2 protein-coding genes are annotated in these 14,808 nt (G+C 43.1%); both read right to left on the bottom strand.

What is annotated here, in order from left to right; genetic code table 11:
• Positions 1-9: 9 nt before the first annotated feature.
• Positions 10-8,532: a hypothetical protein gene (locus IWC72_RS11525; protein WP_194529850.1), complete on the bottom strand. Its 8,523-nt coding sequence runs from the start codon at positions 8,530-8,532 to the stop codon at positions 10-12.
• Positions 8,533-9,083: 551 nt separating this feature from the next.
• The gene (locus IWC72_RS11520) at positions 9,084-14,702 is read right to left on the bottom strand and encodes an Ig-like domain-containing protein (RefSeq protein WP_194529849.1); all 5,619 of its coding nucleotides are present in this window, start codon (positions 14,700-14,702) and stop codon (positions 9,084-9,086) included.
• Positions 14,703-14,808: the final 106 nt, after the last annotated feature.

Raw genomic sequence — 14,808 nt, 5'->3', positions numbered from 1 at the left:
TCGTTTAGATTATTTTACTACAAAAACTACATTGATCAATGAGTTATAACTTGCTGGTTGGGCAATGACATCATAGGTCATTACTCCCGAAGCATTAACGGATACATTGTCAAAAACGGCCGTATCGTAAAAAGTCACATAGTAATACAACTCCGTGTTAGCATACGTTGGAATAGCCGCTGGTGCAGCGTTACTAGCTACCATTGGAGAACCAAATTGTGCTACGTATTGAGCGTGTAAGTCTATAGTTCTTCCTGTTCCATTTGTTGAAGCATCAACCTCAATAGACGGTGGATAGAAAATTCTAGCTGCCTTAGATGTAATTGGAGCTATAGCTTGAATTACCTCTTGAACGTTCGTTTCTTCCGTATATCCCTGCGCCGCACTTTTACCGGCGTCATCAACATCGATTGCTGTTCTAAGCGGAACCTCATCGTCATATTGATCATCGGTTCCCAAAGAGGATAATGGAACATTTCTAGAGCCACCACCATCTGTTAACCGTAAATTATTACCAACAACTGCAAAGCCGGTATTATATTCATTTGCGGGATCCGAGTCCGCATCGTTTACATTTAAAGTAATAGCATTACCGCCAGATATTGCCACATGACCTGCATTACCGTTAGTTGATAATGTTTGATCATCTGTTGCAGGGTCACCTGCTGGGCCGACCGGACCTTGAATACCTTGTGGACCTTGGGCACCATCGGTACCGTTTGCTCCATCTGCCCCATCATTTCCATCAGTTCCTGCTGGGCCTTGCGGACCTGTTTCACCCTGGATTCCCTGTGGACCTTGGGCACCATCAGTACCGTTCGTTCCGTCAGCACCATCATTTCCATCGGCCCCTGCTGGACCAACCGGACCTGTTTCTCCTTGGATTCCCTGTGGACCTTGGGCACCATCAGTACCGTTCGTTCCGTCAGCACCATCATTTCCATCGGCCCCTGCTGGACCAACCGGACCTGTTTCTCCTTGGATTCCCTGTGGGCCTTGCGCTCCATCAGTACCGTTCGTTCCGTCTATTCCATTTGTTCCATCAGCGCCATCATTTCCATCGGCACCTGCTGGGCCAACCGGACCTTGTGGACCTGTTTCACCTTGAATTCCCTGTGGACCTTGGGCTCCATCGGCTCCATTCGTTCCATCTATTCCATTTGTTCCATCAGCTCCATCAGTACCATCGGCTCCTGCCGGGCCAACCGGACCTTGTGGACCTGTTTCACCCTGGATTCCCTGTGGACCTTGGGCACCATCAGTACCGTTCGTTCCGTCAGCACCATCATTTCCATCGGCTCCTGCTGGACCTTGTGGACCTGTTTCTCCTTGGATACCTTGTGGGCCTTGCGCTCCATCAGTACCGTTCGTTCCATCTATTCCATTTGTTCCGTCAGCACCATCGGCTCCTGCTGGACCCTGTGGACCTGTTTCTCCTTGGATACCTTGTGGACCTTGCGCTCCATCAGTACCGTTCGTTCCATCTATTCCATTTGTTCCGTCAGCACCATCGGCTCCTGCTGGACCCTGTGGACCTGTTTCTCCTTGGATACCTTGTGGACCTTGCGCTCCATCGGCACCGTTCGTTCCGTCTATTCCATTTGTTCCATCAGCGCCATCATTTCCATCGGCTCCTGCCGGGCCAACCGGACCTTGTGCTCCTGTTTCACCTTGAATTCCCTGTGGACCTTGGGCTCCATCGGCACCGTTCGTTCCGTCAGCGCCATCATTTCCATCGACTCCTGCTGGACCTTGTGGACCTGTTTCGCCTTGGATTCCCTGTGGGCCTTGCGCTCCATCAGTACCGTTCGTTCCGTCTATTCCATTTGTTCCATCAGCGCCATCATTTCCATCGGCTCCTGCCGGGCCAACCGGACCTGTTTCACCCTGGATTCCCTGTGGACCTTGGGCACCATCAGTACCGTTCGTTCCGTCAGCACCATCATTTCCATCGGCTCCTGCTGGACCTTGTGGACCTGTTTCTCCTTGGATACCTTGTGGGCCTTGCGCTCCATCAGTACCGTTCGTTCCATCTATTCCATTTGTTCCGTCAGCACCATCGGCTCCTGCTGGACCCTGTGGACCTGTTTCTCCTTGGATACCTTGTGGACCTTGCGCTCCATCGGCACCGTTCGTTCCGTCTATTCCATTTGTTCCGTCAGCGCCATCATTTCCATCGGCACCTGCCGGGCCAACCGGACCTTGTGCTCCTGTTTCACCTTGAATTCCCTGTGGACCTTGGGCTCCATCGGCACCGTTCGTTCCGTCAGCGCCATCATTTCCATCGGCTCCTGCTGGGCCTTGCGGACCTGTTTCGCCCTGGATACCCTGTGGACCTTGGGCACCATCGGCACCGTTCGTTCCGTCTATTCCATTTGTTCCGTCAGTACCATCGGCTCCTGCCGGGCCTTGTGGACCTGTTTCTCCTTGGATACCTTGTGGGCCTTGCGCTCCATCAGTACCGTTCGTTCCATCTATTCCATTTGTTCCGTCAGCACCATCATTTCCATCAGCACCATCGGCTCCTGCTGGACCCTGTGGACCTGTTTCTCCTTGGATACCTTGTGGACCTTGCGCTCCATCGGCACCGTTCGTTCCGTCTATTCCATTTGTTCCGTCAGCACCATCGGCGCCATCGGCTCCTGCTGGACCTTGGGCACCATCAGTACCGTTCGTTCCGTCAGCGCCATCATTTCCATCGGCTCCTGCTGGACCAACCGGACCTGTTTCTCCTTGAATACCTTGTGGACCAGTCTCACCCTGGATTCCCTGTGGGCCTTGAGCACCATCGGCACCGTTTGTTCCATCTATTCCATTTGTTCCGTCAGCTCCATCATTACCGTCCGCTCCTGCCGTACCAGTAGTTCCTGCCGGACCTTGTGGACCTGCTGGGCCTTGTGGGCCTGTATCAGGATCAATCCAAGAATATATACCCGTACCATCAGTTGAAAGTACTTGTCCGTTGTTACCACCTGAAGGCAATTCTATTTCGTTTGTAGGATCTGCATCAGCATCCCTTATATCAATTGTAGTATTTGTACCATCATTTATTTGTATTTCTACGGATTGGTTTGGTACAACTATAGCACTCGTAAGATTTTGATCATCACTACTTGCAGGGAAATTTACGGCTAAATTATAATCATCTCCAGATGGGGTTACCGTTATAGAACCATCTGTTGAAGTAATAGTCTGAATTTCATTGGTCGGATCTGGATCTGCATCAGGACTGGCGTTTCCACCTACTTGTTGCCATGCAGTACCATCATAAACATATAATTGTCCTGTTAACGTATCTACATACGTTTCTCCAGTGTTTGTTCCTGTAGTTCCTGTTGCAGCTGGTGTACCGGCATCTACAAACGTAAGTTCATTTGTAATATCTCCATCCACTTCCGTTCCTGTAATTACATAAGGTGTAGCAGATGTTCCGTTTCCGGTAACTGTATTTATTCCTCCTCCATTCACAATTGTTTCAGAACCATCGGCAACAGCTACCGATAAATCGTAGTTGTTTCCAGAAGGAGTTAAGGTTACCGAACCGTCTGCTGAGGCTAACGTTTGAATCTCATTGGTTGCATCCGAATCCGCATCTTGAATGTTGATAGTAATCGAACCACCTCGCTCTAAATCAATATCTACTGTTTCGTTGGCAGTACCGACTGCACTTGTTATTTGTTGGTCATCACTAGCGTTATTGGCCAAATCTTCTAAAGCTTCTTGAACCGTAGTTTCGTTTACAGTATCTCCGTCTACATCGATTGGTGTATTTAAAGCTACCTCAGTGGCATCTTGAATCTCATTGGTTGCATCCGAATCCGCATCTTGAATATTTATCGTTGTAGAACCGCCTCGCTCTAAATCGATGTCAACTGTTTCGTTTGCTGTTCCTACAGCGCTTGTTATCTGCTGGTCGTCACTGGCATTGTTGGCCAGATCCTCCAAAGCTTCTTGAACTGTAGTCTCATTTACGGTATCGCCATCTACATCAATTGGAGTGTTCAATGCTACCTCTGTGGCATCTTGAATCTCGTTCGTTGCATCTGAATCCGCATCTTGAATGTTGATAGTAGTCGAACCGCCGCGCTCTAAATCGATATCTACAGTTTCGTTTGCTGTTCCTACAGCACTCGTTATTTGTTGGTCGTCACTGGCATTGTTGGCCAAATCCTCCAAAGCTTCTTGAACTGTAGTTTCATTAACCGTATCTCCGTCTACATCAAATGGAGTTGCCAAATCTACTTCCGCAGCATCTTGAATTTCATTGGTTGCATCTGAATCCGCATCTTGAATGTTTATTGTTGTAGAACCACCGCGCTCTAAATCGATATCCACTGTTTCGTTTGCTGTTCCTACAGCGCTTGTTATCTGCTGGTCGTCACTGGCATTGTTGGCCAGATCCTCCAAAGCTTCTTGAACTGTAGTCTCATTTACGGTATCTCCGTCTACATCGATTGGAGTGTTCAATGCTACCTCTGTGGCATCTTGAATCTCGTTTGTTGCATCCGAATCCGCATCTTGAATATTTATTGTAGTCGAACCACCTCGCTCTAAATCGATGTCAACCGTTTCGTTTGCTGTTCCTACAGCACTTGTAATTTGTTGGTCGTCACTGGCATTGTTAGCCAAATCTTCTAAAGCTTCCTGTACGTTGGTCTCGTTTACACTATCTCCATCAACATCAAAGGGAGTATTCAAAGCTACTTCTGTGGCATCTTGCTCATCTAAATCCACACTGCTAATTTGATAAGGGCTTCCTGCCGAACCATCTCCTGTTACCGTAATATTGGCATTGCCCGATTCGACCGCTGTTTCTGTACCATCGGCAGCTGCTACGGAAAGGTTGTAATCGTTCCCCGTTTGCGTCAAGGTTACGGAACCGTCCGTTGAAGTTAAACTCTGAATTTCGTTATTCGGGTCGCCATCCAAATCCGGAGTTGCATTGCCTCCCACCGCATTCCATGTGGTACCATCATAAACATATAATTGTCCAGCAACCTCATCTACATACGTTACCCCACTATTGCTTGGTGTAACCGTTGGAGAGCCATTACCTAATAATGTAAGCTCATTTGTTGGGTCGGCATCGTCATCATCCAAAGAAGGAACATCCACCGTTAAATTAGGGTATGTACCACCTACAACAACATTTCCACTACCACCATCCGTAATAGTTACCGTTTGGTCTGGGGCAGCATTCACCACTTCAAAGTTCTGTCCCGATTGGTTTACCGTAATTCCTGTTCCTTGCGAAACTGTCTGGTTTTCGTTAGTTGGGTCGGCATCCGCATCCTGAATATTTATCGTTGTAGAACCGCCTCGTTCTAAATCGATATCTACTGTTTCGTTTGGCGTTACTACAGCACTCGATATTTGTTGATCGTCACTAGCGTTATTGGCCAAATCCTCTAAAGCTTCTTGAACTGTAGTTTCATTCACTGTATCTCCGTCTACATCAAATGGAGTTGCCAAATCTACTTCTGCAGCATCTTGAATCTCGTTCGTTGCATCGGAATCCGCATCTTGAATATTTATTGTAGTCGAACCACCTCGCTCTAAATCGATGTCCACTGTTTCGTTTGCTGTTCCGACTGCACTTGTTATTTGTTGATCGTCACTGGCATTGTTGGCCAGATCCTCCAAAGCTTCTTGAACTGTAGTCTCATTTACGGTATCGCCATCTACATCGATTGGAGTTGCCAAATCTACTTCCGCAGCATCTTGAATCTCGTTCGTTGCATCGGAATCCGCATCTTGAATGTTGATAGTAGTCGAACCACCTCGCTCTAAATCGATGTCCACTGTTTCGTTTGCTGTTCCGACTGCACTTGTTATTTGTTGATCGTCACTAGCGTTATTGGCCAAATCCTCCAAAGCTTCTTGAACTGTAGTTTCATTCACCGTATCGCCATCTACATCGATTGGAGTTGCCAAATCTACTTCCGCAGCATCTTGAATCTCGTTCGTTGCATCGGAATCCGCATCTTGAATATTTATTGTAGTCGAACCACCTCGCTCTAAATCGATATCAACCGTTTCGTTTGCTGTTCCTACAGCACTCGTTATTTGCTGGTCGTCACTGGCATTGTTAGCCAAATCTTCTAAAGCTTCCTGTACGTTGGTCTCGTTTACACTATCTCCATCTACATCAAAAGGCGTATTCAAAGCTACTTCTGTTGCATCCTGAATTTCATTTGTTGCATCTGAATCCGCATCATCAACATTTAAATTAATAGCATTTCCTTCAGAAATACTAACATTACCAGGATTTCCATTGGTACTCAACGTTTGGTCGTCACTAGCGTTATTGGCCAAATCCTCCAAAGCTTCTTGAACTGTAGTTTCATTTACCGTATCTCCGTCTACATCAAAAGGAACGTTCAAAGCAACTTCCGTAGCATCTTGAATCTCGTTCGTTGCATCGGAATCCGCATCTTGAATATTTATCGTTGTTGAGCCACCTCGCTCTAAATCGATATCCACTGTTTCGTTCGGTGTTCCGACCGCACTACTTACTTGTTGGTTATCACTGGCATTGTTTGCTAAATCTTCCAATGCTTCTTGAACGTTAGTTTCGTTAACTGTATCCCCATCAACGTCAAAAGGCGTATTTAAAGCTACTTCTGTTGCATCCTGAATCTCATTGTTCGGGTCACCATCCAAATCAGGACTGGCGTTACCTCCTACTTGGTTCCAGTTCGTACCATCAAAAACATATAATTGTCCGGCAACATCATCAACATACGTTACCCCTGCATTTGAAGGTGTTATTGTTGGTGCTCCACTATCAATTAAAGTAAGTTCGTTTGTTTCATCTTCGTCTGGATCGGTAGAATTAACTGTATAGTTTCCATTTCCGTCATCAGTTACGGAAATGGCCCCTGTTCCTGCAATAACCGTTTCTACAAGCGATGATAAATCTACATTTGCAGAACTACCTCTTTCTATATCTATTTGAAGTTGATTTGTTCCGCTTAAAGTGGCACCTGTCAAATTCTGATTGTCACTAGCATTAGCTGCTAAATCAATAATAGCCTCTTCCACTGTAGTTTCATCTACACTATCACCATCAACATCTAATGGATTCGCTAAATTGACTTCCGTTGCTTCTTGATCATCCGTACCATCAAAACTAGTTGAAGTACCATTTTCCGAGGCATAGGTATAAGTAACATTGTCAGCTGTAGACAATGTTGTAATGGTTTCGTCAATTTCTGTAACGCTTCCATCCGCCTCTGTTACCGTGGCAATCAGGTTACCCGCAATTACATCCGTGATGGCGATTCCGTTCGTGTTGATATCCACATCCGTGCCATCACCATTGGTGAAACGGTAAAGTCCGCCTCCCAAATCCGTAATGTCCGATTTGGAAACTGTTACACTTGTTCCGGCCTCATCCACCAAAGTGATGTTACCGTCGTTATTATCTTCTATTCGTACGATACTCTCCTGGATGGAAACCGTTGTGCCGTCCTCTTTTTCGTAAACACCTATTTCATTTCCTGAATTACTCGTCCCAGTAATATCGGTAATGGTTTCGTCAATTTCTGTAACGCTTCCATCCGCCTCTGTTACCGTGGCAATCAGGTTACCCGCAATTACATCCGTGATGGCGATTCCGTTCGTGTTGATATCCACATCCGTGCCATCACCATTGGTGAAACGGTAAAGTCCGCCTCCCAAATCCGTAATGTCCGATTTGGAAACCGTGACGCTTGTTCCGGCCTCATCCACCAAAGTGATGTTACCGTCGTTATTATCTTCTATTCGTACGATACTCTCCTGAATGGAAACCGTTGTGCCGTCTTCCTTTTGGTATACACCGATTTCATTTCCTGAATTACTCGTTCCAGTAATATCGGTAATGGTCTCATTAATATCAGTAGTAGACCCGTCTGCTTCAGTAACAGTTGCAATACGGTTGCCTAATACTGTATTACTAATTGCCATTCCATTAGTATCAATTGTGACATCTGTACCGTCTCCATTTGTAAATTGGTATACACCACCTCCCAAATCTGTAACATCTGACTTAGCTACTGTAACCGTTGCCCCGGATTCATTCGTAAGCGTTATATTCCCATCACCAGCATCACTAATATTTGTAATAGTTTCATTAATTGTGACTAAATCACCGTTCTCATTTTCATAAACTCCAATAGCATTTCCTGTAGCCGCCGTTGCCGTTAAGGTAGTAATGGTCTCTACCGGCAGAATGACTGATGCCGTACCTCCATTTTCAAGAGTAAGAGTAAGTTCTCCGCTTAAACCATCAAAAGTAAAGTTTTGAAGTTGCTGATCATCGGAAGAGGTCAGCTCCCAAGTATCACCATCCCAAAAATAGATAGTCCCAGTATCTGTATTTACGTAAATATCACCGATATCAGCTCCCGCCGGTGTAGATAATCCTGGAGCAGTAACATCGGTACCGCTAAGCACCTCACAGTTACATTGGTCCTCTAAATTGACCGTAGTCTGTGCAAATGCTAATCCGGAGATTAGGAAAACTAAGATTATACTTATTTTTTTCATGACCATTACTTTACTTAAAACCGTATTGTTCAAAATCTTTATAATTACCGTGCGAACTAACCTTAGACGCAGTGTACTATTTATTCCAAAAAAATATATCTGAATTCCGCCCCTGGACATTGCACTTTAGAAGTGCATTTAGGTATGGTGAAGAGGATGATCCAACATCCTAAATGCCATTTGGTTTTTGAAAATAAAACCTATGTCAAAATTTGGTTAAGTTATTCAGTTTTTTGGGTTGTGTTGAACCAATCCTATTGAGAATGATCCAATTACACTTTACAAAATTAACCTTAGTGTTAGCAATTGAAAATAATTGTTGTATAAGTGTTAATTCTTATTGTATACGTACGAATAAATGAGGGCTAGGTTTATTTTTTTCTCGTGCTGATCGTCGATAAGTCCAATTATATCGCTGATTTACAAAGCATCTAAAAACGGAGATTTGACAAAACAGAGCCATTTAACCCTAGAAAAAAGAGTTGATTTGAAACATACAAAAACATTAAAATTTCACTCTAAAACAAGCTTGAAAATCAGAAGAAAAAAAATCAATCTTTTTTAACTCTATGAGTTATTCTTCTATTAGTAATTACCGTTTTAATCCGAACAAAAAGCAATGCAGGATTGGAAGAAATTGCGGCACAAGAAGTCGCAGAATTAGATGCTAAAACCCTATAAGAAAACCCTTCTTTTTGCTTATCAACATTTATAACTGTCAAGGTTGAAGTTTGGGCTCCAGAATGGGCTGCATCATTTACTATATTATTATAACTGACCCCATCAACACTGACTTGCCACTGGTAGGTATCTGCATTTGTTACATTTGAAGTAAATGTAGCATCATCACCTGCAAACACGGTCTGATTGGTAGGTTGCACCGTGTACGTTACTACTGAAACTGTGTTTATTACATAATCGCCCAAGCTTACGGGACATGCATTGTTGCCCCAATTTACCCATAAAGGATACGTACCTCCGGGAAGATCTGAAAATGTATAACTTCCTATATTATCGGATGCATTGGTATAATTTGCCCCATCATCTATACTAAACTTAATACCCGTTCTATTTGGGTGATCAGGGAAAGTAAAAGTGATTGAACCATTATCTAAACCACAGGTAGCATCTGTAGTATCTATCGTTACTGTTGGGTTAGAATATACAATTACGTTTACATTATCTGAACCACTACAGTCATTAGCATCTGTTACAGTTACCGTATACGTTACTGTTGAGTTCGCACTCGGGTCTCCTGCCGGACTTACCGTTATTGTTGGTGTAGTTTCTCCTGTACTCCAGACATAAGTATAGTCGGAGCCACTACCGCCAGATGCTGATGCCGATAATGTTGCGGAGCCTCCATCACACATGGTTTGGTTTGCACCCGCATTTGCTAAAGGAGGTGTATTTTCTGTAACGGTTACAGCTGTTCTTGTTCCACTCACACAACCTGTTGAGGTATTTCTAGCCTCTGCATAATAGGTTCCTGCCGTTGAGGGTTGATACGTTAAACTGTTATTTTGCAATAAGTTTCCACCTGATGCGGCATCGTACCAATCAATAGTTTGAGTTCCCCCATTTGTACTTGCCGATATTTCTGGAACCGTATCTCCTTGACAATATGCTTCATTCCCATCATTTGTTGGGGGGTCTACAACCGGACAAACGCAATTTGGTGCCGTTACCGGTATATCTCGGCTACAATTACCTTGGGTAGCGGTCACCACTACATCTGTACCATCTGGCACATCTGCAATTCTCCAAACATTACCGGAAACATTTGTTACCGTACCATCAGTAGCCGTTACTGTGCCACCACTTACCGTTACTTCAAAAGTATATGTTGTGGGCTGAAACAATCTAAAATTACAACTTGGCGAACTAGTTACCGTAATGCTTGGTGTAGGCTCTACTGTAACCCTAACTGTATCCGAACCTGTACAGCCATTACTATCTGTTACCGTTACCGTATAGTCTACGTTTACATTTCCGCTTGTACTTCCCGCGGGAGAAACTGTTATAGTTGGGGTGGTCTCACCGGTACTCCATTGATACGTATAACCACTTCCACTACCTCCTGAAGCTGTGGCCGTAAGTGTAGCCGATTCTCCATCACATATAGTTTGATCCGTTCCTGCATCTGCAGAAGGTACCCTAACCCTTAATCTTGCCTGATCAGATATACTATTATCACATACATAAGATGAATTGGAAACTATTACACGATACCTCTTATCATGATCAGAAAGCGTTGGATTTGTAATCGTTAACTCATCTGTATCTGTTCCGCTATGAATTCCAGCATCTGATAAGTCTGTCCATGAACCACTAATTAATTGTTGCCATTGATATGTATTTCCATTGGTATCTACCACCGTAAACGTAGTTGAACCTCCTGGACAAGCATCCGCAGTTCTTGGGTGTGTTGTTATTGTTGGTGCGGAACCTGTTTGTAAAAAATCATAATTCCCATCTGTATCTTCATCTGCAGGTGTAGCATATGACGCCCCTACTACAGAACCATCTGAATTTACAGTTGGGCTACCTGAGCCATACATTCCGTTATTATCTCCATCGGCAGTAACATCTGCATAGGCTTCATTCGCATCATTACAACCGTCACCATCACTATCATCATCTAAATGATTAGGATTTGCATCGCCATCTAAATTTCCAGTTCTACAAGCTGTAATACCAAAAGCTACATCATCAAAAATAGAATATGTTTCCGAAGAGTCATTTATTTGGCCGTATACATAAAACCGAAATGAATATTGCGTATTTGCCGTTAAATATACGGGCGCAGTGTCTAAATGCTGAAAACTGGCATAAGACGAACCATTGTCCGTATGCAATACATCTGTAGATAAAGTGTGCCAAACATTGGACCCGGTTATGGTATATGCCGTTGCCGAATAATAAGAATCTCCCTGGTTTGGTAAATACCAGCCAGAACGGATATTATTTAATTGCATTGATGCCACTTCTGCATTTGTTGTAAATGTGACCTCTATATAATCTCCATTTTGAATAGCCTCTCCCTTTGTATTAGATGTAAAAGGTTCTATTCTAATATTACTACCTGATACTGTAAATTTTGAACCGTTCAATACCATTGTTTCAGTATCACTTAAAACCCAATCATTAATTTTCGAATCATAATTAGTATCCATTTCTAAATTTCCAGAAGGATTGTTTAAGGTCCATGCAAATTCATTTGTGACACTATCAATAGATTCATCACAGTCCGACACACCATCATTGTCATCATCTACATCGCATCCGTCAGGGACACCATCATTATCACTATCTATAGCATCATCAAAAAACGGACATTTATCATTTGCGTTATTTACACCATCACCATCATCATCACACAACTCTGAGGTAACCGTATAATCAGCAGCACTTCCTTTTCCTTGCCCTCCACTAACTGCGGTTGGCACACCATTGGAATCAACAGCTCCTGCAATACTTCCATCTCCGTTTAAATCAGAAAAATTCAAACCTGCCGTACCCTCTAAAGCATCAAAACAGCCATCGCCATCACTGTCTAAATCGTAAATACCTTCAATACCATCACCATCTAAATCCCCACAGCCAGTATCTAGTATTACATTATCCACATATAACAGGTCATGGTTATTTACTGGTGAAGACCCATCAAAACTTAATGTAACAGTAGTTGTAGTTGGTGTAAAAGAGAAGCTTCTGGAAGACATGTTCAATGTTTCATTTCCATTTTGAGCATTACCTCCATTAGTAACCGCTATTTGAGTGGAAGTTTCTGTAAAATAAACAACTCCATCTATCCTTACTTCAAGTGTTGATTCTCCTGAGTGATCTGCAAAAGACCCAACATCAAAGATTATAGTATTTAAACTATTAGGAGATACATTAATTGTTTGATAAAAAGTAGCCGTACCTGCACCGTTCCATTGCGCATAGTATGCACGATTGGCATTCTTATTCCAACTTTGTCCAGAACCGGTCCACCCCACACTGAATATCCAATCTGTAAAGTCTCCATTTTCAACAAGTGACGATGAGTTTATGCATTCATCGGTATCTAAAATACCATCGTTATCATTATCTAAATCACAAACATCATTAATACCATCTCCATCTGTATCTATACCTGTTGGATCGGTGCAAGGCTCCAAAATACGTACGGTGGCAGAATCACTCTTACCTAAGGAAGGACAAAGAGAATCTGTTGAGTCTGTAATCGTATAGTCAAAAGTAGTTTCTCCAGGAAAAGGGGTTGCCCCGCTATAGGTATAAGTTACAAGTCCGTTTTCCGCATCATCAATATCTACGGAACCTACAGATGGTTGCATAATACTTTCTATTGAAAAGTTATCTCCATCTGCATCAGAATCGTTCGTGAATAATTGTATCTGTACGGAAACAGAATTGCCATAAGCAACCTGAACCTCATCATCTTCTGCAATTGGCGCATTAGGGTTTTCTATTGCCTCTGCATCTGTAGTGGTGAGCGTGTAATGATTTGTGCCTGCAATAGTACTTGGCTGTGCAATGGCGGTAGCTATTAATCTTGAAGTGCCTGTTCCGCTAGAAGAGTCGTAAAAATTAGGGTAATGAACTTCTATAATATAGGTTTCATTTTCACCTAACGGTAATCCAAAATGTACTTCTTCTGGTTGTTGCGTACCATGACCATATACACCGTTTACCTGTCTTAATCCACTAATTATATTTCCAGAACAGTCTCTAATCAATACATTTGTACCAATAGCTACCCTACCTAAAAATCCACCAGTATTACCATTGGCTCCCCTATCTTCGGTAACATCTATCAATAAGTGATTATTTCTATTCGCTGCCGGCAAGTTATTTATATAAAGTTGGTTTGCGCTGTTATTTATATTGATATAGATATCCAAATCACCATCATCATCAACATCAACCATAGTTGTACCTTCACCATCTCTACCCGAATTAAATTGCTGAGAATCCAAAGAAAAATTCATTGCAGAGCCACTACCTATAACTCCTGGTGCGGGTGTAGGACTGTTTAGTTGATTTATATACAGGTAACTTCTGCTATTACCAACAAGAATAATGTCAATATCGCCATCATTATCAATATCACCACCGGCCAAAGCGTCTATACGTGCACCAGAACTACCATTATTTATATTGCCGGGTTGTGGCAAACCTGGAAAAGAACCTGCTCCTAAAGCAGTAAAAACACCACCTCCATCATTTCTATGAATTTGTGTTAGACCATTTTCTGTCCATACAGCATCTAGATCACCATCATTATCCAAATCCCAGAGGCCGTTACCTCCTTTATTACTGTTCTCTGCTTGGCCTAAATCCGCTCCATTAGAAAAAGTCCCCCCTTGATTCAGGAAAAAATCGTTTTCATCGCGCTTACGCATAAAAATATCTACCCAACCATCATCATTAACATCGGCAGCGGTACCATAATCCCCATCTGTAGCAAATTGGTTTAAACCAAACTGAGTAACCCCACTACCATTTCCGGTTGTAATATGCGTGAATAAGGCATTTGCCGCTGGGTTAACTACCGTATGATTTGTATGGTTTATGAAATTGTTTCGTAAAATTTCAATACCCATGTTATGGTTATCGAAGAAAATATCTAAATCCCCATCTCCTTCAAAATCAAAAAAACCAGTTCCTTCTGAGTTAACTCCCGGTATATTGATAGTAGCTCCTGTTCTACCTATAGTAATAGGGGCCGTCCCGCCTGCACCATTACCAAAAGTTCCGTTCGTATTTTGAATAAAAATCTGTATAGCATGCCTAGCATTGGAATTACCAGAGGAATTGATCATAAAGTCCGGTCGACCGTCATTATTTATATCTCCCCAAGCAGCCTGCCTCTCTGCCCAGTCACCCAGCATACCAGGCACTAATGAAGGTTGTACATTGGTAAACGTATTGTTACCATTGTTACGCATTAAAAAACTCTTTACATTGGCACTGTTATTATTCTCTAGGACAAGAACATCTAAATCACCATCCTTGTCATAATCTGCCCAAGCATGACCGCCATCTTTACGCTGACCTAAATCTAACCCATAAGAAGCTGCACTTTCCGTAAAAGTGGTTTGGGCAAACGAAATGGTACTGACAAGAAAAATTAGTACATAAATACATTTGTACAATTTCATTTCTTTCATCCTTAATGGTCGGTTGGTTAAAGGCGCTTTATTCTATCTAGTAAAATCAAAACAAACCACCCTTTTATACAAAATTAGGAAGAGAAGGGTCTTACGG

Source organism: Zobellia roscoffensis (assembly GCF_015330165.1).
GTDB classification, from domain to species: Bacteria; Bacteroidota; Bacteroidia; order Flavobacteriales; family Flavobacteriaceae; genus Zobellia; species Zobellia roscoffensis.
This window is presented reverse-complemented; position numbering and strand designations above follow the sequence as displayed.

Bases quoted from the DNA above. Each gene is read 5' to 3' on its own strand.
- IWC72_RS11525 (WP_194529850.1), bottom strand. From the start codon at position 8,532: ATGAAAAAAATAAGTATAATCTTAGTTTTCCTAATCTCCGGATTAGCA.
- IWC72_RS11520 (WP_194529849.1), bottom strand. From the start codon at position 14,702: ATGAAATTGTACAAATGTATTTATGTACTAATTTTTCTTGTCAGTACC.